Genomic DNA, 20,410 nt, shown 5'->3' with positions numbered 1-20,410 from the left:
TGCGGGACGCCGGTCGCCGGGCCGTGACCCACCTGTGACCGGTCCGCGGAACTGCCGCGCGCGAACCGGTATGCGGGGCGGCGGAGTCTCCCTATCTTGCTCTCGCTCGCGGGCCCCCAGCGCCCGTCCACACGAACGGAAGAAGCAGATGAGTCAGCCCCCCGGCCAGTACGGCGCGCCCGGTCAGTACGCGCAGCCCGGCCAGTACGGCGCGCCCGGCCAGTACGGCGCGCCGGGCCAGTACGCGCAGCCCGGCCAGTACGGCGCGCCCGGCTTCGGCCCGGGCGGTGGCCCCGGCTTCGGTCCCGGCGGCTACGGCCAGCCGCCCAAGAAGAAGAGCGTCCTGCCGTGGGTCATCACCGCGGTCGTGGTGGTGGCGGCCGGCGTCGGCGTGCTGCTGTTCTTCCTCCTCCGCGGGAACGACGACCCGGCTCCCGCGGCGCAGCAGACCTCCACCTCCACGTCCACCTCCGCGGACAGCGGCTCCGACAGCGGCTCCGGCTCCGGCTCCGGCTCCGGCTCCGGCTCCGGCATGGGCATGGACATGGGCGGCCCGGTCTCGGTCCCCGGCGGTGCCGGCACGCCCGGCCCCGGCGGCGGCAGCACCCCCGGCGGCGGAGGCAGCACCGGCGGTGGCACGCCGATGGGGAACGAGACCGGCGGGGGCGCCGACGCGGGCCAGATCGCCGGCTCCTCCGACCTCGCCCTCGCGTGGGTCCAGGCGGTGTACGACTTCGACTACACCACCGCCTTCGGCCTCTCCTGCGCCGAGCTGCAGTCCGCCGCCCAGGAGGGTTCGGCCGGCAGCGAGTACAGCCCCGAGGAGTACCTGACGCTGTACTTCTACAGCCAGATCCTGGGCGGCCACACGATCACCGACGGCGGCCTGGTCAGCATCGAGTACGACCCGGCGAACTCCGTCGACGTCGCCACCTTCGAGCTGACCCTCGACGACGGCAGCACCCAGACCGTGGAGGTGTGGGTGCAGGCGGACCTGACGGTCTGCAACTTCGGCTGACGCACCCCCCCGACGGCCGGTCCCCGCACCCGCGGGGACCGGCCGTCGCCGTCTGTGCCCCGCGACTGCGGCACGATGTGCCGGTGTTCGCCGTGACCCGGTTGCGCGTGCCCGAGAGCGAGGCGGCCGAGGTCGCGTCCGCCGTCGACGGACTGCTCGCCGCGCTGGCCGCGCGGCCCGGCTGCCTCGGCGGGGAGTCCGGACGCTGCGCCGACGACCCGACCCTGTGGGCGCTGGTCACCCGCTGGGACGGGGTCGGCGCCTACCGCCGCGCGCTGTCGGCCGCGGAGGTGAAGGTGGCGGGCGCGCCGGTGTGGGTGCACGCCCTCGACGAGCCCGGCGCCTACCTCCCAGCGGGGTGAGCCCGGCGTGCCCGGCCACGGCCCCGCCGGATGCGTAGCCTTCGCGGGACAGCACACGCCGGATCGGGAGAGGCGCGATGAGCCAGCCGCCGCACGACGACGGGACGCCGCCGCCCGACCGCACCCGCGAGGTCCGACTCCCCCCGGTGCCGCCGCGTCCGCTGCCCGACCCGCCCACCGACCGGCTGCCCGGCGCGTCCGAGCAGCGCGACCCGACGCTGCGCCTGGGTGGCCCGGTGCAGCAGCCCCCGTACGGCCGGCCCCAGCAGGGACAGCCGGGCCAGGGACAGCCGGGCCAGGGACAGCCGGGCCAGGGACAGCCGGGCCAGGGACAGCCGGGCCAGGGCCAGCCCCCGTATGGCCAGCCCTCCTACGGTCCGCCGGGTCAGGGCCAGCCCGGCTACGGGCAGGGTCCCCACGGTCAGCCTCCCTACGGCCAGCCCGCGTACGGCCCGCCTCAGTACGGGCAGCCCCCGTACGGGCAGCAGCAGTACGGCCAGCCCGGCTACGGCCAGCCCGTCTACGGCCAGCCCCCGTACGGCGGGTCAGGCCCGGGGGCGCCGCGGAAGGGCCGTGGCCCGCTCGTGGCGCTCCTCGTCGCGCTCGCCGTCCTGCTCGTCGGCGGTGGCGTGCTCGCCGTCGTCCTGCTCGATCGCGGGAACGACGCCGGTACGTCCACCGCCACCGCCACGTCGGCGAGCACCTCGTCCTCGGCGCCGTCGTCCTCGTCGTCCTCCTCGTCCTCCTCGTCGTCTCCCTCCGGCGAGGGTGGCTTCGGCGGCGGGGCGTCGACGCCGACCGGCGGGGGCGGGACCGGCGGGGGAGGGGAGCCGGGGATCCCGGGCAGCCTGGAGTTCGCCGCCTCGTGGGTGCAGGCGGTGGTCGACCGGAACGGCGACACCGCCTACGCCGACCTGTGCACCGACGGGCAGGGCCAGTTCCCCGACGGGCAGGCGCTGCTCGACGACTTCGACACCTTCCTCGGCGGGCAGATCACCGAGGGGTCGGCCACCGGCGCGACCGCCGCCGGGGACGTCGACGAGGTCACCTTCGAGGTGACCCTGGACAGCGGCGAGCAGGCGGCGTTCGTGGTCACCGTCGTGGACGAGGGCGGTCCGGCCGTCTGCGGCTACACCTCCCCCTGAGGGGCCACGGCGGGCGGGGGCGCGCGGGCGGGGCGTCTACCGTGGGCGGGTCAACCGCCGACCGCCAGCCGGATGGAGCACCCAGCCCGTGAGCGCCAGCACCACCAGCACGTCGACCGCGCCGCACGACCCCGCCCGCCTCGAGAAGGTGGTCAACCTCTGCAAGCGCCGGGGTTTCGTCTTCCCGTCGGGTGAGATCTACGGCGGCACCCGCTCCGCCTGGGACTACGGGCCCCTGGGCGTCGAGCTCAAGGAGAACATCAAGAAGCAGTGGTGGCGCACCGTCGTCCAGAGTCGCGACGACATCGTCGGCCTGGACTCCTCGGTGATCCTGCCGCGCCAGACGTGGGTGGCCTCCGGTCACGTCGGCGTCTTCACCGACCCGCTGACCGAGTGCCAGAACTGCCACAAGCGCTTCCGGGCCGACCACCTCGAGGAGGCCTTCGAGGCGAAGAAGGGCCGGCTCCCGGAGAACGGCCTGACCGAGATCACCTGCCCGAACTGCGGCGTGACCGGCCAGTGGACCGAGCCGCGCGACTTCAACATGATGCTGAAGACCTACCTCGGCCCGGTCGAGGACGAGTCGGGGCTGCACTACCTGCGCCCGGAGACCGCGCAGGGCATCTTCGTGAACTTCGCCAACGTCATGGGCGCCGCCCGCAAGAAGCCGCCGTTCGGCATCGGGCAGATCGGCAAGTCCTTCCGCAACGAGATCACCCCGGGCAACTTCATCTTCCGCACGCGCGAGTTCGAGCAGATGGAGATGGAGTTCTTCGTCGAGCCGGGCAGCGACGAGGAGTGGCACCAGTACTGGATCGACGAGCGGACCCGCTGGTACACCGACCTCGGGATCTCGCCGGACAACCTGCGGCACTTCGAGCACCCGGAGGAGAAGCTGTCGCACTACTCGAAGCGCACCGTCGACATCGAGTACCGCTTCGGCTTCCAGGGCTCGGAGTGGGGTGAGCTCGAGGGCATCGCCAACCGCACCGACTTCGACCTGTCCACGCACAGCGAGCACTCCGGCGTCGACCTGTCCTACTTCGACCAGGCCAGCAACACCCGCTGGACGCCCTACGTCATCGAGCCTGCCGCCGGGCTGACCCGCTCGCTCATGGCCTTCCTCGTCGAGGCCTACACCGAGGACGAGGCGCCCAACGCCAAGGGCGGCGTCGACGTCCGCACCGTGCTGCGGCTGGACCCGCGGCTGGCGCCGGTCAAGGCCGCCGTCCTGCCGCTGTCGCGCAACGCCGACCTCTCGCCCAAGGCGCGGGACCTCGCCGCCCGGCTGCGCCGGAACTGGAACGTCGACTTCGACGACGCCGGCGCGATCGGCCGCCGCTACCGCCGGCAGGACGAGATCGGCACGCCGTTCTGCCTCACCGTCGACTTCGACACCCTCACCGACGACGCGGTGACGGTGCGGGAGCGGGACTCGATGAGCCAGGAGCGGATCGGCCTGGACGCCGTCGAGTCCTACCTCGCCGCACGCCTCCCCGGCTGCTGAGCCGGACGCCGCCGCTGCCGCGCGGCAGCGGCGGCGGGGTGCACCGACGGGCCGCCGTCCTCGAGCAGGTCGAGGGCGGCGGCCCGCACCGTCTCCAGGGGCACGTCGGCGACCAGGGACGCGTCGTGCCCGCAGCGCGCGCGGCCCTGGTCGACGCCGCACACCGGGCACGCCGTCCGGGCCGAGACCGCCACCCGGTGCTGCCGGCGGGTGAGGGGGCCGGCGTTGAGCAGGTTGCGCTCGAGGAAGACGCCGACGGTCGCCGTCCCGACCGCCTCGGCGAGGTGGCGCGGGCCGGAGTCGTTGGCGACCACCAGCCGGCAGCGGGCCAGGACGCCGGCCAGCGCGGACAGCGACAGCCGGCCCACGAGGTCCAGCGGCGGCGCCGTCGTCGCCGCGCGGATCGCGTCGGCCGCCCGCCGGTCGTCCTCGCCCGCGCCGACCAGCACCACCCGCGCCCCCTCGCCGGCCAGGCCGCCGGCGATCTCGGCGAAGCACTCCGCCGGCCACCGGCGCCGCGGGTCCTGGGCGCCGGGGTGCAGCGCCACCCACGGCTCGGGCCCGGGCGGCAGGACGCCGTCGGCCGCCGCGGCGTCCTCGGGGGTCACCGCCAGCCGCGGCTCCAGGGTCACCGGCACCGCGCCGAGGAGGCCCGCGACCTCCAGGCAGCGCAGCACCTCGTGCTGGTCGGAGACGTAGGGCAGCCAGCGGTCCAGCGGCGGGGCGCCGACGTCGCGGGCGCCGGCGGTCACCCGGGCGCCCAGGGCGGCCACGAACGGGTTGGAGTTGCCGCCCCCGCCGTGGAGTTGCAGCGCGAGGTCGTAACCCTCGTCGCGCTGGCCGGCGAGGAACTCGCGCACCTCGGCGCCGTCGCGGGAGGCACCCGGGGCGTCGCGCACGCCGGGCCACGGCGGGACGACGACCACGCGGTCCCACGGCCCGGGCCGCCCGTCGAGGAGGGCGGCGTGCAGCGGCGCGCCCAGCAGGGTGATCTCGGCGTCGGGGTAGGCGGCCCGGAGCGCGTCCAGCGCCGGCAGCGTCAGCACCAGGTCGCCGAGGAAGTTGGCCCGCAGGACGGCGATCCGCTCGACGCCGGGGACGCGCGCGCCCGCGGGCGTCAGCGGGGCGGACCTCGGCACGCGTGCTCCTGGGCTCGGTGGACGGGAGACCCCCTGCCCAGCGGGGACGCCGTCCATGCGGCCGGCCCTCCCGCGGGTGACCCCGGCCACCGGAGGCGGCCACCTACCCTGGACGGTGTGACGAGCACCCTGGCACCGGCGGTCGCCCCGCTGCGGCTCGGGCCGCTCACCGTGGACCCGGCCGTGGTGCTCGCGCCGATGGCCGGCATCACCAACCCCGCGTTCCGCACGCTGTGCCGCGAGTTCGGCGCCGGCCTCTACGTCTGCGAGATGATCACCACGCGGGCGCTGGTCGAGCGCAACGAGAAGACGCTGCGGATGATCCGCGCCACGCCCGAGGAGGCGGCGGCCGGCTTCTCCGTGCAGCTCTACGGCGTCGACCCGGCCACCGTCGGCCGCGCGGTGGAGATGCTCGTCGACGAGGAGGTCGCCGGCACCCGCCCGGCGCACGTCGACCTGAACTTCGGCTGCCCGGTGCCCAAGGTGACGCGCAAGGGCGGCGGGTCGGCGCTGCCGTGGCGGCGGGTGCTGTTCCGCGACATCGTGCGCGCCGCCGTCCGCGCCGCCGGTGACGTGCCGGTGACGGTGAAGACCCGCATCGGCATCGACGCCGACCACGTCACCTACCTCGACGCCGGCCGGATCGCCCAGGACGAGGGCGCCGCCGCGATCACCCTGCACGGGCGCACCGCCGACCAGCTCTACAGCGGCACCGCCGACTGGGCGCCGATCGCCCGGCTGGTCGAGGCCGTCGACATCCCGGTGCTCGGCAACGGGGACGTCTGGGAGGCCGACGACGCGCTGCGCCTGTTGGACGGGACCGGGTGCGCCGGCGTCGTCATCGGGCGCGGCTGCCTGGGCCGGCCCTGGCTCTTCGGTGACCTCGCCGCGGCCTTCGCGGGGGAGTCGCGCCGCGCGCTGCCGTCGCTGCGCGAGGTCGCCGCCGTCATGCACCGGCACGCGCAGCTGCTGTCGGCCGAGCAGGGCGAGCTGCACGGCTGCACCGACTTCCGCAAGCACGTGGCCTGGTACCTCAAGGGCTTCTCGGTGGGCTCCGACGTCCGCCGCGCCCTGGCGATGGTGAGCTCGCTCGACGAGCTGGCCGGCCTGCTCGACCGCATCCCCGACCAGCCCTACCCGACGGCGGTCCTCGGCGGCCCGCGCGGCCGGACGAGCAGCCCCCGGCCGGTGGCGCTGCCCCAGGGCTGGCTCGACGACCGCGACGACCCCCGCCCGCCGGCCGGCGCGGAGCTGGAGACGAGCGGCGGATGAGCGGCCCCTACCTGTACGACGAGGGCCCCGAGCCGCTGCACACCGGCACCCCGCGGCGCAGCAACGCCCTGATCCTGTGGATCTTCGGGGGCACCGCGGCCCTCGCCGTCGCCATGGTCGTGGCGCTGCCCCTGGTCAAGGGCGGCGGCGACGAGCAGGCCCGCGAGGTGGCCGGCGTCTTCCTCGCCGCCCTCGAGGCCGGCGACACCGAGACCTCCGGCGACCTGCTGTGCGAGGCCGAGCGGGACTCCGGCGACGTCGCCGACGTCCTGTCCGCGTACGAGCACCCCGGCACCGGCGAGGTCGTCGGCGTCGCGGAGGGACGGCTCGGTGACCAGGACTCCCGGGAGGTCCGGGTCCGCTGGGACGACGGCGAGGAGGCCACCTTGACCGTGGTGCTCGAGGACGGCCCGAGGATCTGCGGCACCTCCGGCTGACCGCGAGCGGATCCCTTCTCACCCCGGCGGCGGGCTGTCACCATGTGCGCCGCCCGGCTGGAGGTCCACCGGGCCCGCTCGAGAGGAACCGCGTTGTCGCAGCCGCCCCACCCGCCCGTCGCCCCCGCGGGGGCCTACGCCCAGCCCGGGCCCTACGCCCCGGCCGCGCCGTACGCCGCCGCGGGGGTCGCACCCGCAGGTGCACCCGTCGGCGCCCCCGGGCCACAGCAGGCCGCGCCCACGCAGGTCGCCTTCCCCGGCCAGGTCCAGCTGCCGCCGCAGCCGCAGTTCACGCCCACGCCGCAGCAGGCCGCGCAGGTGCAGCGGGGGTCGCTGGCCAGCGGGTTCCCGCGTTACGTCCCGCCGCCGCCCTCGCCGGTCAACCGCACCGGCCTGTACGTCGGCATCCTCGTCTGCGTGCTGACCCTGCTGTTCGCCGTCGTCGGGTTCGTCCTCGTCGCCTGACGGTCCCGGCGGCCGGGGCCCGTCACCGGGGCGGGCCCCGCGCCACGCCCGTCACAGCTGCCACGGACGGCGCAGGGCCCGTGTTATCCATGACCGGTGACTCGGGTCGGGGCGCTGGCGTCGCGGGTGTTCGGCGCCCTCGTGCTCGCTGCCCTGCTGCTCGTCGCCTCGACCGCGGCCGCCATCTGGTGGACCGCGCGGCAGGACGCGCGGCCGCAGTCCGACGCGATCGTCGTGCTGGGCTCGGCGCAGTACAACGGCGTCCCGTCGTCGATCTTCGAGGCCCGGCTCGAGCACGCCCTGTCGCTGTGGGAGGACGGCGTCGCGCCGGTCGTCGTCACCGTGGGCGGCAAGGCGGCCGGTGACCAGTTCACCGAGGCCGAGGCCGGGCGCGACTACCTGGCGGGCGCCGGCATCCCGGGGGAGTCGCTGCTCGCGGTGCCCGAGGGCGTGGACACGCTGGAGAGCATGCGCGCGGTCGGCACCGCGTTCGCCGAGCGTGGCTGGTCCGACGCCGTCCTGGTCACCGACCCCTGGCACGCCATGCGCGCCGAGCGGATGGCCGAGGACGCCGGCATCTCGGCGGAGAGCTCGCCCACGCGGCAGGGCCCCGCCGTCCAGACGCGCACCACGCAGTTCCGGTACATCCTGAGGGAGACCGCCGCCTACCTGCTCTACCGCGTAACCGGGGAGAGCGTCGCGGGCGCACCGGGCATCGGCTGAGTCCACGGGAGGCGCGGGTGCTGGAGCTGGGCAAGGCCGGGCAGCACGGGACGCCGGTGCTGCGCGACGGCGAGCCGGTGGCCCGGCTGCGGGCCAGCAACTGGCGGGAGGCGGCCACCGCGGTCGTCGGCGACCGCGAGTGGGCCTTCGGGAAGCGGGAGCGCGAGCTGGTCGGACGGCTCGCCGCCGATCCCGAGGACGCCGCCCGGTTCCGGGCCGTGCCGACCTCGCTGTGGAGGGGCACCTGGAACGTCGACCTGGACGGGGTCCCGGTCGCCGTCGAGACGGCCTCCTGGTGGAGGGGCACCCGGCGCTACACCTCGGGCGGGCGCACGGTGGGGGAGAGCGGCACGACCGGCGGCTGGTCCCGGCGCCCGACGCTGACCGCCGACGACACGCTGTCCCTGGACGCCCAGGTCTTCCTCCTCTGGGTGCAGCTGGTGCTCGACCGGCGCCAGTCGACGTCCGCGGCCGCGGCCACGGCCGGCGGGGCCGCGGCCGCGGGGGGCAGCTGAGCCCGCAGCTGCAGGACGGCTGCGGCTCCCGCCGTCGCGAGAGGGGATGATCGGTGCGGGACGCGCACCGGCGTCCCGGCAGCAGCACGACGGAGGGGGCCCATGGCCGGCCGGGGACGCATCCGAGCCGCGGACATCGCGCTGGTGCGCGAGCGCAGCCGGATCGACGAGGTCGTCGGCGAGCACCTGCAGCTCAAGCGGGCAGGTGGCGGCAGCCTCAAGGGCCTGTGCCCGTTCCACGACGAGAAGTCGCCGTCCTTCCACGTCACCCCGGCGCGCAACCTCTTCCACTGCTTCGGGTGCGGAGCCGGCGGTGACGTCATCAGCTTCGTGCAGCAGATCGACCACCTGAGCTTCACCGAGGCCGTCGAGCGGCTGGCGGCGCGGGCCGGCATCGACCTCAGGTACGAGGACGACGGCGGCCGGCCCACCGGTGCGCCCGACCGCGCGCAGGCCGGGCAGCGGGCGCGGCTGGTCGCGGCCAACACCGCGGCGTTCGAGTTCTACGCCGAGCAGCTGCGCAGCCCCGAGGCCGCGCCGGCACGGCAGTTCCTCGCCGACCGCGGCTTCGACCGGCAGGTCGCGCTCGACTTCGGCTGCGGGTTCGCCCCGGCCGGCTGGGACGCCCTCACCCGGCACCTGCGCGGCAAGGGCTACAGCCAGCAGGAGCTGGTGACGGCGGGGCTGGCCAAGGAGTCCTCGCGCGGCACGCTGATCGACCGCTTCCACCGCCGGCTGGTGTGGCCCATCCGGGACATCACCGGCGACGTCATCGGCTTCGGCGCCCGCAAGCTCATGGACGACGACCCCGGCCCGAAGTACCTCAACACCCCCGAGACGCCGCTGTACAAGAAGAGCACCGTCCTCTACGGCATCGAGCGCGCCAAGCGCGACATCGCGAAGAGGCACCAGGCCGTCGTCGTCGAGGGGTACACCGACGTCATGGCCTGCCACCTGGCCGGGGTGACGACGGCGGTGGCCTCCTGCGGCACCGCGTTCGGCCCCGAGCACATCAGCGTGCTGCGGCGGCTGCTCATGGACCAGGACGAGTTCCGCGGGGAGGTCGTCTACACCTTCGACGGCGACGCCGCGGGGCAGGCCGCCGCGATGAAGACGTTCAAGGAGGACCAGCGCTTCGTCGCGCAGACCTACGTGGCCGTCGAGCCCGACGGGCGCGACCCCTGCGAGCTGCGTCAGGCCCACGGCGACGCGGCGGTCCGCGACCTGGTGGCCCGGCGCACCCCGCTCATCGAGTTCGTGCTGCGGACGACGCTGGCCGAGTACGACCTGGACACCGTCGAGGGCCGGGTGGCCGCGCTGGACAGGACCGCCCCGCTGCTGGCCCAGGTCAAGGACCACGCGCTGCGTCCGGCCTACGCCCGCCGGCTGGCCGGGCTGATCGGCGACACCGACGAGGGCGAGGTGCTCGAGCGGGTCCGCCGGATCACCGGCGGGGACACCGCGCCGCCGCGGCGGCCGCGCGCACCGCAGCGGACCCCCGACGACGCCGCGCTCGCCGTGGAGCGGGAGGCGGTCAAGGCCGCGCTCCAGGTGCCCGAGATCGCCGGGCCGTCGTTCGACGCGATCGGGCCGGACGCCTACACCGACCCCGACTACGCCGCCGTCGCCGCGGCCGTGGCGCAGGCCGGGGGAGCGGCGGCCGCGCAGGTCACCGGACCGGCGTGGCTGGACGAGGTGGCCGCGCACTGCGACCGCGAGACCGCCCGCGCCCAGCTCACCGCGCTCGCCGTGGAGCCGCTGCGCTCGGTGGGGGAGGCCGACGCCGGGTACGTCTCGGCGGTGCTGGCGAGGCTGCAGGAGATGGCCACCGTCCGGCAGGTCACCGCGCTCAAGGGCAGGCTGCAGCGGATGAACCCGGTCGAGCAGGGCGACGAGTACATGCGCGCCTTCTCCCGCCTCATGGCGCTGGAGCAGGAGGCCATCTCGCTGCGGCAGCGGGCCATCGGCGGGCTGACGTGAGCGTCGCCTCGGCGCTGCGACGCCGCTTCACCCGGCCGCCCGAGCCGGTGCGCGCGGCCGTGCAGGCCTCGCCCGACCCCGACGAGCGGGTCCTGGCCTGGGGCGTGCTGGTCCGCGGGCAGGGGTGGCTGGTGGCCACGAGCCGCGGGCTGCGCGTCGTCCCGGAGGACCTGACGCTCGCCCGGGCCGGGGACGTCGGCCTGCTGCCCTGGCACGAGGTGGGGTCGGCGCGGTGGTCGGCCACCAACGACGGCGGCGGCAGCTTCACCGTCAGCGCCCTGACCGAGGTGGAGCCGGGCGTGCAGGCCCGCGAGCCCGCCGAGCGGTACGCGCTCAGCGACGCCGGCGACCTGCCCGCGATCGTGCGTCGCCGGGTCGACCAGACCGTCGTCGCCAGCCGCCGCTCACCGCTGCCCGGTGGGGGAGGGGTGGTGCTGGTGGCCCGGCGGGTGCCCGGTCAGGCGGTGCGGGAGTGGACCGTCGTCTTCGACGACGACGCCGACCGGAGCGATCCCGAGGCGCGGGAGGTGGCCCGCCGCAAGCTCGCCGAGGCGGTGGCGGCGGACCAGCCCGACTGAGCCGCTCAGACCATCGGCGGCGGGTCGACCGGCAGCGCGGTGAGGTCGGGGGAGTCGGTGCTGGTGGCCGGCGGCGTCGTCGTCGTGCCGGTGCTGCGGGCCGACGTGGTGTCCGACCCGGTGTCGCGGCCCATCTTCGCCTTCACCGAGCTGACGACGTCGTCGGCGCGGGCCTGCGCCATGCCCGCGAGGCCCTGCAGCTGCGGGTTGTCCTTGGCGTCGGACCACAGGCCGCGGATCTGCTCGTACCGCTCACGACCGGCCCTCGCGCCGAGCACGTAGCCGGCACCGAAGCCGAGGAGGAAGGAGAACTTGGCCACGGGGACCTCCGTGTTCGAGACGAGACCGACGAGGTGATCACGCTACGGGCGGACCCCACCGTCCGCGATCGGAGGAGCCTGCGCGGGACGCCCGAGGCCGTGCGGTACTCTCGACGGGCGCGCGGGCCACGCCCGCCCGTCCCCCGTAGCTCAATTGGCAGAGCATGCGACTGTTAATCGCAGGGTTATTGGTTCGAGTCCAATCGGGGGAGCAACACCGCACGTCAGCGCCTCGTGAGCGAGGCGGGCGGCCCAGCCACCCATGACGAACCCCTGGAATGGCCGACGGGCCACCGCCCTTCTCGCCGCTCACGGTGCTGCGTCGGGACGACGCAGCGCGGCTGGGCTTCGGCCTGCGGATCTTGTGCGTCGCCATCCCCGTCCCTGGAGGCGGCTCATGGGACAGTCGTCGCCTTGCCTGAGCGCGAACGTCGGTGCGAGCCGGGTTCGACCGGTCGGAGCGACCCGTGGTTCCGCGCGGGGCTCAGGCCTCCTCGGCGCCCCAGCGTCCGAGCGCGACGATCGCCTCGCGCAAGGCAAGGCCGCGATCGGTCAGCGCGTAGGCCCGGGTGTTGTGCCGGAGCGGCAGACGGGTCAGTACGCCGGCCGCTTCGAGCTCGCGCAGGCGGGTCGCGAGCATGTTCGTCGGCACTCCGAGGTCGCGCTGCAGATCGCCGTAGCGCTGCGGCCCGTCGAGCAGCCGCTCCACGATGAGCAGTGCCCACCGTGCTCCGACGATGTCGAGGGCCGCGGCGAGGTCGCTCACGCGGTCGGATCGGCGTCCGGCTTCATCCAGAACGGCGAGTAGTGATAGCCGTCGAGGTCGTCGAACTGGCGCTGGTACATGAAGGGGTAGTCGTCGGTGTCACCGATCCGCCCGCCGGCGGCGCCGGCGCGCTCGGTGAGCTCGTCGACCGCCTCGCGGCTGCCCAGGTCGAACGAGACCGTGACCTTCGAGGGCGTACGGGGTCCACCGACCAACTCCTCGACGCCGCCGACGCTCGCGTACATCTCGCGGCTGCCGAGCATGACGTACTGCTCGGGCGCGATCGCGAAGCACGAGACGTTGTGATCGGACATCTCGGCGTTGAGGGTCCAGCCGAGGGCGGTGTAGAAGGCGGTCGCGCGCTCGACGCTCTCGACGGGGCAGGTGATGAAGAGGCTCATGCGGCCGACACTTGCAAAATGCAAGTGCGACGTCAAGTCCTGGCCGCGCGCTCGAGTTGGGTCGTGTGCGTCGGGTCGTGTGCACAGCTGTCCCTGAGCGGTCCACCAAGGAACGCATCACCGCGGAGCCGTCGGAGTGGTCGGCGGGGCTCGGACCGCCCGGCTGTGGGCTTCTCCGGCGCGGGTGGGCTACAGGCCGCGGCGGTGCAGCAGGTAGCCGAGGGCCGCCACGGCCGGTACGAGGGTCGCGGGGACCAGGTTGAGCGGCACGCCGGCCAGCCGCGGCAGGTGCCCGGGCTCGTCCTCGACCGCGGTGCCGGGCGTGGCGAGCGCGGCGAAGAACGGCGCCCACGCGACCGCCGGGAGCAGCGCGGCGGTCCTGGTCGCCAGGTCCAGCTCGGCGGTGGAGGACGCCGGTCGCCACAACAGCCACAGCGCGAGCACCTGAGCACCGGCGACCGTGCCCCAGCCGGCGGCGCCGTGGAAACGGGCGTGTGGGGGCCAGTCGGGGTTGAACACGTGAGTGGCGTTCAGGTCCGCGCGCGCCGTGCCGACGATCGTGCCGACGGCGGCGCCGGTCAGCAGCAGCCGGCTCGTCCTCATCGCACCTCCCCGCCGCAGGCATACAGCGTGGGGCACTCCCGGTCGGGAGACCAGGGGTGTGCGGCCGGGCGGTGGTCGTGCAGCTGGTCGCGGCCGTCGCACGACGTCCACGGTCCCGGCCGACTCGACCCGGCGTCGGCAACGCGACCGGTACGACGGCCAGGTGCTGACCAGCCGCTCCGGTCGGGGCACCGGCTCGCCCGCGAACTCGCGGATGCGCAGCGGGAGGTGGCGGAGGTCCTTGCCTCCACCGCGATGGCGCGAGGAAAGTCAGGCAGTCCCGGAGGGTGCACGTCGTGGGGGGTGTTCGGATGTTCGCTCGAGTGTCCACCTATGAAGGTCCGGCGGATCGGCCCGACGCCGATGAGCAGACTCAGGCCGGCTTCGCCTCCACGGTGCTGCAGATGGACGGCTGTGCGGGCGTCATCGGCATGGTCGACCGTCAGAACGGCAGGGTGCTGACCGTGACTCTGTGGGAGAGCGAGGTAGCTCTTCGTGCGTCCGAGGAGGCGGCCAGCCGGGTCAGGGCTGATGCGGCCCAAGCAGGCGGCACGGTCATCGCGGACGTCGAGCGCTTCGAAGTGACGCACTTCGAGATGCGTACGGCGGCGAACGCGTGAGTCACCAGGGGCTGGCTGGCGGCGGTCCCCGACGCCTGCAGGTGGACGCCCATCGTTCGGGTGTGTGGCTCTTGCATTCGCAGTGGAGCACATCGGAACGGCGCTCTCCGCCCGGACTTCGATGCAGCGCCTAGGAACGAACAGGACCGTCCGCAGTAGGTGACGGCCGTCCCTGCCCTGCAGCCGCCCTGTGTCCCAGAGCGGCCCACTCGAGGACACCCGTGGTTCAGCAGTCGCGGAGCGGACGTGTCGGCCGGCGACGTCGCATGACCTTCCCTCTGCTCGGACTCAGGGCGGACGACAGGCCCGATGGCCGCCAGGTGGCGGGCGAAGCGCTGTAGGCCTCTCCAGGTGAGGCCGAGCCTCACAGGGCGTGCATGAAGGCATGGCCTGAGCGGTCCGGAACCAGGTGCGCTGACTGGTGGGGACGGCGGCCATGAGACATGCCGTGAGGGGGCACGAGGGCATCCCGCGCTCCGGCGGTATCGGAACCCGTGCTGACGTCGGCGCCCAGAGGCTCGCCTGCCGAGGCTGCCTGGAGCCGGAACTGCTCGGCGGGAGCCCGGGCCGTGGCCACCGCGGACGGGTGGCTGTCGGCCCTGGTCGGTCCTCCGCGGATCCCGGCGCGGTCGCGCAGCGCGGTCCGCGAGCGGCGCTCGTCCTCGGCGCGGCTGCGGCCACGGCGACGGCGGCCGGGGATCTCGGGACGGCCGGTGAGCCGTGACGGGGCGCGGCACCGGTCCTCCAGCATCGACGGCGCTCTCCGGTGCTTCCCAGTCGTCCGGCGCAGCAGCCAGGGCGGGTCCGCTGTCCGCAGGACGGGGCGCAGGCAGCCGGCCAGGACCCGCGGTGCAACCGCCGGATGGCCGGCCTCGACCGACCGGACCACCGCACGAGCGGCTCAGGTGGTGACCGGGTGTCGACGCGCGGGCGTCGAGCCGCGAGGGCTCAGGCCCGCGAGTCGGAGGGCGGCGGACCCGTCCCGGGCGATCGGGGCACTCGTCGTCACGGGTGTCCCGGAGGTGTCTGAGCCGATGACTCAGACAGCGGAGGAGCGGACGAGTGGCGGCAGGCCGCCGTCGACGAGCGCCTCGTCAGCAGCGGTCGACAGCACCAGGTCGTCGAAGGCCGGCCACTCGTACCCGAGTGTCATGCGGGCCGCCAACTGCGTCTCGGAGCGGTTCCCGCCGAGGTTGAGGTACTCGCACCACAGGTCGTGGAGGGAGAGGCCGCTGAGGCGGCAGGCCAGGACGAGCGTGTCTGTGGGGACGGTGACAACCTCGGTGTCGTACGACGCCTCCGCGGTGGAGGTGGTCTCACCCTACGCCGTATCCGGTCCGATGCCGGGCCGGAGAGCGCACTCGGTCCCGTCGAGCCCGTGCCGGTCGGCCCCCGGGTCCGGGCGGATCCGCGTAGGCTCGGTGGGAGTGCGGGGCGAACCCCGCCCGTACGTCCACCAGCGGCGTACCGCGCACGCACGGACTCCAGATCGGGCTCCGTTGCCGAGGTCATCCGCCCCGGTGCACCAGACCGGAGGCCGTGCCGTGGCCAGCAGCCAGGACCCCCAGCCCGTGCAGGCCGCCGAGGCGCTCGAGCACCTGGGCCGGCTGTCCCTGCGGGACCTGTCCATGGAGGACCTGCTGCAGACCGTGGCCGACCTGGCCAAGACGGTCGTGCCCGGCGACACCGAGACCTCGGTGTCGCTGCTCGTCAGGGACAGACCCACCACCGTGGTCTCCACCGGCCGACTCGCCGTCGACGCCGACGAGGCGCAGTACGAGCGCGACCACGGGCCGTGCCTGCACGCCGCCCGCACCGGTGAGGTGGTCGAGATCGCCGACACCCGCACCGACCGCCGCTGGCCGGACTACGTGCCCCGGGCGGCCGAGCGCGGCGTCCTCAGCTCGCTGTCCGTCCCGCTGCTGATCGCCGTCGACGAGCAGGTCTCCGGCGCGCTCAACGTCTACGCCCGACAGCCTTCCGCCTTCGACGCCGACGCCTGGGCGGCAGCCACCCGCTTCGGCCCGTACGCCGCGGTGGCCGTCGGCAACCTGCACGCCTACCGGTCCGCCCACACCAAGGCCGACGACCTGCAGGCCGCCCTGGAGTCCCGGGCGACGATCGACCAGGCCAAGGGCGTGCTGATCGAGCGGTTCGGGCTCACGCCCGACCAGGCGTTCCAGCTGCTGACCCGGGTGTCCGTGCACGCGAACCGCAAGGTCCGCCACATCGCCGACCAGCTGGTGCACACCGGGGAACTCCAGGCCGTGCCGGCACGCGGTGGCGGCCGCACGTCCCGGCTCACCGGCGAACCGCCCTCTGCACCCCCCAAGCGCCGGCCGGCGAGGACCGCCCCGGCCGAGCGCGACTCCGCTGGAGGTGAGTACGGATGACCGACCCCGCTGCCGAGGACCCGGCACCGGCCGCGACCGACTCCGCGGGCCTCGCCCCGCCGGTGGACCTGGGCGCGGCGCTGAGCCAGATGGCCGGGCTGGTGCTCTCCCGGGAGACCGTCGACACCGCCCTCGAGCTGGTCACCACGCTGGCCGCGACCACCACCGCCGGCACGCTGGGTGCCGCGGTCACCGTCGTCGACGAGTACGGCAAGCGCTCCCGCGCCGCGTCCAACGCCACCGTGGAGCGGGCCGACGCCCTGCAGTACGAGCTGGACGAGGGGCCCTGCCTGACCGCCTGGCGGACCCGGGAACTGGTGCGGATCGACGACACCCTCACCGACGGCCGCTGGCCGCGGTGGAGCGAGGCCGCGAGCGCGCTCGGCGTGCGCTCGGTGCTCAGCGCACCCCTGGTGGTGGGCGAGGAGTCGATCGGCGCGATGAAGGTCTACTGCGAGCGCCCGGTGAACTACGGCCCGCACGACGAGCAGGTCATGCGCCTGCTCGCCGGGCAGGCGGCGATCCTGCTGGCCAACACCCAGAGCCTGGCCGAGGCCCGCCGGCTCAGCCGGCAGCTGACCGAGGCCCTGGCCAGCCGCGACGCGATCGCCCGGGCCACCGGCGTGCTGCTCGCCCGGGGCGCTCCCGGGGAGGAGGAGGCCTTCGCCGGCCTGGCCGCCGCTGCACGTCAGGCCGAGCGCCCCGTGCTGGACGTGGCCCGCGCCCTCGTCACCGCCGTCGCCGCGCGCAACGCCTCTCGCGGCGACGCCTGACCGCTCGTCGACCATGACCTGCGACGAGCGCCACGGGCGCATGGACGCCGCCCGGGTCCGCGCGGAGCTGACCGTGCAGGACCTGTGGTTGCGCTACCTCGCCCTCGGTGGCACCGGCGACGCCTTCGACCTCGACGGCTACCTGCAGGGACTGGTGCCGTTGGACACCTTCCAGCAGGACGTCCTCGCCCAGGCGCTCAACGAGGCGCTCGAGGACAGCTACCGCGCCTACCGCATCCCGCTGTCGACGCCGCCGCCCGGTGATCCGGGCGACGAGCGGCTCGGCCGGATCATCGACGAGTTGATGGGCGAGCGGCCGGCGGCGGGTCAGGTCGAGTCGCCCGACGTCGACACCGCTTGAGCGAAGCCCCCCACGACGTCAGGTCCGACTCGCGGCGCGGGACGGGGGCGTAGCGGAGCGGTGACGCCACCGTGACGCGGAGTGCCGACGATCGTCCCAGCGCGGTGAGCGCGTGGAGGACCGTCCGACGACCGGGGTGCCCGAGCGCGGTCGACGCGAGGCGTACGTGGTGACCTGCACTGCAGGGCCGCCGGATGAGAGGAAGCGCCGTGGATCCGGAGATCAGCTTCTACCAAGCGCTGGCCGGAGTCAGCTTCACCCTGCTCGGGCTGTGGTTCACCGCGCTGCAGTTGGTCCCCGACCACTGGCGCACCGACCCGCGTCGGCACCGCGCGAACCTGCACACCGCACTGCACTTCCTCCTGCCCGGGACGGCGAGCCTGGCCTCCGTGCTCGCGGACGGAACGCCGGACGGCCTCATCTGGCGGGCCACCTTCCTGGCAGCCGGTCTGATCGGGCTGGCCGAAGCAGTGTCCTTCGTGCGGCGCTCGACGAGGTCCGATGCGCTGTCGAGCAGGATCCTGCGCGGTGTGGACCCGGTGCTCTACGCGGCCATGGGCGCGGTGGCGTTCGCGCCACAGGACACGTTCGCGCTCACGCCCCTGCAGCTCGCCGGCATGGTGACGGGAGGCGTGTTCCTCGTCGGACTGTGCTTCGTGTGGCTGGCCTTCGCCGAGCCCCGGGATGGCAGGGCCCCGACCCAGCCACCCGCCGCGCATCGCGCGCCCGTCCCGTCGCGGCCTGAGCCGACGTGACTCCGGCGGCCCCGGCCACCGGGGGCGTCCGTGGACCGGGTCCGGCGCAGCGCTGTCCGGGTCCCGCGCCCCGACCGCGGGGCCACGGCGGTGCAGCAGGCGGTCGGCGCGGGCAGGTCGCCGGACCCGGCGGCGGTGGTGACGTCGCGGTGACGCCTCCGCTGTTACACCTCGACCGTGACGCAGACCTCCCGCGTGGCCGTTCCCGCGCCGCGGCAGGGGATCGGCGACGTCGCCGCTGACGACGCGCTGTCGGTGGAGCCGACGGACGGACCCGGTCCGGGGGAGGTCGGGTGGACGGGCTCGGTGCCGCTGCACGGGTCCGTCGTGACGGCGGGGGCGCCGACCCGCGCCGGGCGCGTCGTGCTGGTCGATCGGGGGCCCCGGGTGTGGCGGCCACGGCCGGGGTGATCGCATGACGACGTCGCGGCCGAGGACGGTGTGGGGAGCCGTGGTGGCGCTGGTCGTCGTCGCCGGGTGCGGTGGTGGGAACGACGGCGACCCGGGTGCCGCTCCGGCCGCGACGACGTCGTCCGCGTCGGCTCCGGCACCCGCGCCGGTGCCGGCCGATCCCCTCCCGCCGTCGCCCGAGCCCTCGGCCGACCCGGACACCCCGGAGCACGGGACACCCGGTGAGTCGCCGACCGGACCGGGTCCTGCGGCTCCGCACTCCCCGCAGTCGCCGACCGGGCCGGACTCGCCGGCGCCTCCGGCACCGGCTCCGGCCCCCTCAGCACCGGTCCCGGCTCCTCCGGTCGAGCCCCCGGCCGAGCCGGGTGCGCCGGCGCCTCCGCCGGAGCAACCGGGTCCGGAGGCCCCGGAGCCACCGGCGGAGGAGGAGCCGGAGGTCGATGCGGTGGGACTGCCGATCGGTGGCCCCGTCGAGGGGGAGGGCACGCCGGACCAGTGCGTGATCGTGAGCTACCTGGGTAGCCAGCTCCCGCCCGGCGTCCAGATCGAGGTCGGTGCTGCGGTGGTCACCGGTGGGGCCTTCACCGTGGGCGGGGACGGGTGCTCGGAGAGAGGGGACCCGCCGTGCGAGGGGTTCGTCTTCACCTCCGACAACACGGACCCGAACGATCGGGACGTGTGCGTCGTCGCCGTCCACCACGACGCCCCGGCCGCTGACGAGCCGGCGGAACCGGCGCCGGGACCGGAGCCGGCGTTCCTCCAGTTGACCGGTCTCGTGCGGTGTCCGGCGGACCTCGATCCGCCCTGCACGGCACTCGCGGCCGGCGTCGAGGCCGACGACCAGGACATCGAGCTCATCCCGCCCGAGCCGGAGGGATGACCTCGCCGTCCCCCGACCCGGCCACGCCCCTCGGCCGGCTCGGGCAGGTCGCGGGATCGGTCGCGCAGGTCGTCGCGCCGCTCAGCGTCCTCACCGCGCTGCTCTTCTACTTCGGCTACGCGTCCTCGCGGGCCCGGTACCTGTACTTCGGCGTCGACGTCGACACCATCGGGCTGAGCACGCAGGACTACGTCATGCGCAGCCCGGAACCGCTGCTCACCCCGCTGCTGGTCCTGGCGCTCCTGGCCGTCGTCGTCGCGGTCGTCCACGAGCGGGTGCGCCACCGGGTGCAGGCCGCTCTGGCGGACGCGGAGGACGCCGACCCGCAGGTGGCCGCGAGCGGGCGGCACCGCGTGGAGCGGGGGAGCCGGCAGGCGCGCGCCGTCGTCGTCACCGGGGACGCACTCCTGCTCGTCGGCGTCCTGCTCCTCGTCGGCTTCCCGTCGTGGGGCGGCTGGGCGTACTACCCCCTCGTGACGCCGCTGCTCATGGCGGCCGGCACCGGACTCGCCCTCTACGGACGGCGGATCGCGCGGTCGCTGCGGCCGGGGCAGCCGCCGTCGGGGGTGGTGACCGTCGTCCTGTCCGTGCTGCTGGTGATCAGCGTCTTCTGGGCCACGGCGACCTTCGCCGAGTGGTCCGGCCGGGGCGCGGCGCGTGAGGCGGCGCGGCACCTGGACCGCCTCCCGGCCGTCATCCTCGACACCACCGAGCGGCTGCACCTGACCTCCCGCGGCGTCCGCGAGACGGCGCTGGAGCCGAGCGAGGGGCAGACGTTCCGCTACCGGTACCGCGACCTGCGGCTGCTGGTCCAGGGCGAGGACCGGGTGTTCCTGGTCCCCGAGAGGTGGGACGCCAGCAACTCCACCCTCGTGGTGCCCATGGACGACTCGGTGCGGCTGCAGTTCCGCTTCCTCAACGACCCTCCGTGACCACGGACCACCGCGCGCGGCACCCGTGCGGATCCCGGCCTCGACCCGCGCGTT

23 protein-coding genes and 1 tRNA gene are annotated in these 20,410 nt (G+C 74.8%); 19 read left to right on the top strand and 5 right to left on the bottom strand.

The features are described 5' to 3' along the window. Positions 1 to 148: 148 nt before the first annotated feature. From JD79_RS21155 to JD79_RS21140, 4 genes are all read left to right on the top strand, one after another. On the top strand, positions 149 to 1,018 hold the full coding sequence (locus tag JD79_RS21155; RefSeq protein WP_110007112.1) for a hypothetical protein: 870 nt from the start codon (positions 149 to 151) through the stop codon (positions 1,016 to 1,018). An 83-nt stretch (positions 1,019 to 1,101) separates the two neighbouring features. Beyond that, positions 1,102 to 1,380, top strand: a complete 279-nt coding sequence (locus JD79_RS21150) for an antibiotic biosynthesis monooxygenase family protein (protein ID WP_110007111.1) — start codon at positions 1,102 to 1,104, stop codon at positions 1,378 to 1,380. A 77-nt stretch (positions 1,381 to 1,457) separates the two neighbouring features. Further along, entirely contained in the window at positions 1,458 to 2,525 is a 1,068-nt protein-coding gene (locus tag JD79_RS23205) for a hypothetical protein (RefSeq protein ID WP_211308093.1), read from the top strand. Positions 2,526 to 2,613: 88 nt separating this feature from the next. Continuing rightward, positions 2,614 to 4,032, top strand: a complete 1,419-nt coding sequence (locus JD79_RS21140; protein ID WP_110007110.1) for a glycine--tRNA ligase — start codon at positions 2,614 to 2,616, stop codon at positions 4,030 to 4,032. Here JD79_RS21140 and JD79_RS21135 read toward each other — a convergent pair. Beyond that, positions 4,002 to 5,171, bottom strand: a complete 1,170-nt coding sequence (locus tag JD79_RS21135; protein ID WP_245900271.1) for a glycosyltransferase family 9 protein — start codon at positions 5,169 to 5,171, stop codon at positions 4,002 to 4,004. The two genes, JD79_RS21140 and JD79_RS21135, sit on opposite strands and share 31 nt — an antisense overlap. 117 nt (positions 5,172 to 5,288) lie before the next feature. Between JD79_RS21135 and dusB the strand changes: the two genes are divergently transcribed. The 7 genes from dusB (at position 5,289) to JD79_RS21100 (ending at position 11,141) form a co-directional block, all read left to right on the top strand. Further along, positions 5,289 to 6,443, top strand: a complete 1,155-nt coding sequence (gene dusB / locus JD79_RS21130) for a tRNA dihydrouridine synthase DusB (protein WP_110007108.1) — start codon at positions 5,289 to 5,291, stop codon at positions 6,441 to 6,443. Then, a complete protein-coding gene (locus tag JD79_RS21125) occupies positions 6,440 to 6,880 on the top strand; it encodes a hypothetical protein (protein ID WP_110007107.1) in 441 nt (146 codons plus the stop codon). The genes dusB and JD79_RS21125 overlap by 4 nt, the downstream gene beginning before the upstream one ends. Before the next feature lie 93 nt (positions 6,881 to 6,973). Then, positions 6,974 to 7,345 (top strand): hypothetical protein, encoded by a 372-nt coding sequence (locus JD79_RS21120; protein WP_110007106.1) that lies wholly within the window; start codon positions 6,974 to 6,976, stop codon positions 7,343 to 7,345. 96 nt (positions 7,346 to 7,441) lie between these two features. Further along, on the top strand, positions 7,442 to 8,068 hold the full coding sequence (locus JD79_RS21115; RefSeq protein ID WP_211308091.1) for a YdcF family protein: 627 nt from the start codon (positions 7,442 to 7,444) through the stop codon (positions 8,066 to 8,068). 17 nt (positions 8,069 to 8,085) lie between these two features. Next, positions 8,086 to 8,583, top strand: a complete 498-nt coding sequence (locus JD79_RS21110; protein WP_110007105.1) for a hypothetical protein — start codon at positions 8,086 to 8,088, stop codon at positions 8,581 to 8,583. Between the two features lie 102 nt (positions 8,584 to 8,685). Beyond that, complete coding sequence (dnaG, locus tag JD79_RS21105) at positions 8,686 to 10,563, top strand: DNA primase (protein WP_110007104.1); 1,878 nt, start codon at positions 8,686 to 8,688, stop codon at positions 10,561 to 10,563. Continuing rightward, a complete protein-coding gene (locus JD79_RS21100; protein ID WP_110007103.1) occupies positions 10,560 to 11,141 on the top strand; it encodes a hypothetical protein in 582 nt (193 codons plus the stop codon). Before dnaG ends, JD79_RS21100 begins: the two co-directional genes overlap by 4 nt. A gap of 5 nt (positions 11,142 to 11,146) precedes the next feature. Here JD79_RS21100 and JD79_RS24075 read toward each other — a convergent pair whose 3' ends face one another. After that, complete coding sequence (locus JD79_RS24075) at positions 11,147 to 11,461, bottom strand: hypothetical protein (RefSeq protein WP_245900270.1); 315 nt, start codon at positions 11,459 to 11,461, stop codon at positions 11,147 to 11,149. A gap of 139 nt (positions 11,462 to 11,600) precedes the next feature. Between JD79_RS24075 and JD79_RS21090 the strand changes: the two genes are divergently transcribed. Next, positions 11,601 to 11,673 (top strand) — tRNA-Asn (locus JD79_RS21090). A gap of 272 nt (positions 11,674 to 11,945) precedes the next feature. Here the strand turns inward: JD79_RS21090 and JD79_RS21085 are convergent. The 3 genes from JD79_RS21085 to JD79_RS21075 form a co-directional block, all read right to left on the bottom strand. Then, positions 11,946 to 12,227, bottom strand: a complete 282-nt coding sequence (locus tag JD79_RS21085; RefSeq protein WP_110007102.1) for a winged helix-turn-helix transcriptional regulator — start codon at positions 12,225 to 12,227, stop codon at positions 11,946 to 11,948. Beyond that, positions 12,224 to 12,628, bottom strand: coding sequence for a VOC family protein (locus JD79_RS21080; protein ID WP_106276035.1), 405 nt, complete (start codon positions 12,626 to 12,628; stop codon positions 12,224 to 12,226). Before JD79_RS21080 ends, JD79_RS21085 begins: the two co-directional genes overlap by 4 nt. Before the next feature lie 189 nt (positions 12,629 to 12,817). Then, positions 12,818 to 13,231 carry a DUF6640 family protein gene (locus JD79_RS21075; RefSeq protein WP_110007101.1) on the bottom strand — a complete coding sequence of 138 codons (414 nt, stop codon included), beginning with the start codon at positions 13,229 to 13,231 and terminating at the stop codon, positions 12,818 to 12,820. Positions 13,232 to 13,554: 323 nt separating this feature from the next. Here JD79_RS21075 and JD79_RS21070 point away from each other — a divergent pair, with 323 nt between their 5' ends. The 7 genes from JD79_RS21070 (at position 13,555) to JD79_RS21035 (ending at position 20,356) form a co-directional block, all read left to right on the top strand. Further along, positions 13,555 to 13,851 carry a hypothetical protein gene (locus JD79_RS21070; protein ID WP_146220512.1) on the top strand — a complete coding sequence of 99 codons (297 nt, stop codon included), beginning with the start codon at positions 13,555 to 13,557 and terminating at the stop codon, positions 13,849 to 13,851. A gap of 1,544 nt (positions 13,852 to 15,395) precedes the next feature. After that, positions 15,396 to 16,244, top strand: a complete 849-nt coding sequence (locus JD79_RS21065; protein ID WP_110007938.1) for a GAF and ANTAR domain-containing protein — start codon at positions 15,396 to 15,398, stop codon at positions 16,242 to 16,244. Next, complete coding sequence (locus JD79_RS21060; protein WP_110007099.1) at positions 16,241 to 17,017, top strand: GAF domain-containing protein; 777 nt, start codon at positions 16,241 to 16,243, stop codon at positions 17,015 to 17,017. Before JD79_RS21065 ends, JD79_RS21060 begins: the two co-directional genes overlap by 4 nt. A 40-nt stretch (positions 17,018 to 17,057) precedes the next feature. Continuing rightward, complete coding sequence (locus JD79_RS21055) at positions 17,058 to 17,378, top strand: hypothetical protein (protein WP_146220511.1); 321 nt, start codon at positions 17,058 to 17,060, stop codon at positions 17,376 to 17,378. A 209-nt stretch (positions 17,379 to 17,587) separates the two neighbouring features. Then, positions 17,588 to 18,133, top strand: a complete 546-nt coding sequence (locus JD79_RS21050; RefSeq protein WP_110007097.1) for a hypothetical protein — start codon at positions 17,588 to 17,590, stop codon at positions 18,131 to 18,133. Between the two features lie 856 nt (positions 18,134 to 18,989). Beyond that, positions 18,990 to 19,424 (top strand): hypothetical protein, encoded by a 435-nt coding sequence (locus JD79_RS22860; RefSeq protein ID WP_170149300.1) that lies wholly within the window; start codon positions 18,990 to 18,992, stop codon positions 19,422 to 19,424. After that, a complete protein-coding gene (locus JD79_RS21035; protein ID WP_110007094.1) occupies positions 19,421 to 20,356 on the top strand; it encodes a hypothetical protein in 936 nt (311 codons plus the stop codon). Before JD79_RS22860 ends, JD79_RS21035 begins: the two co-directional genes overlap by 4 nt. Positions 20,357 to 20,410 lie beyond the last annotated feature (54 nt).

Source organism: Geodermatophilus normandii (assembly GCF_003182485.1).
Classification (GTDB): domain Bacteria; phylum Actinomycetota; class Actinomycetes; order Mycobacteriales; family Geodermatophilaceae; genus Geodermatophilus; species Geodermatophilus normandii.
This window is presented reverse-complemented; position numbering and strand designations above follow the sequence as displayed.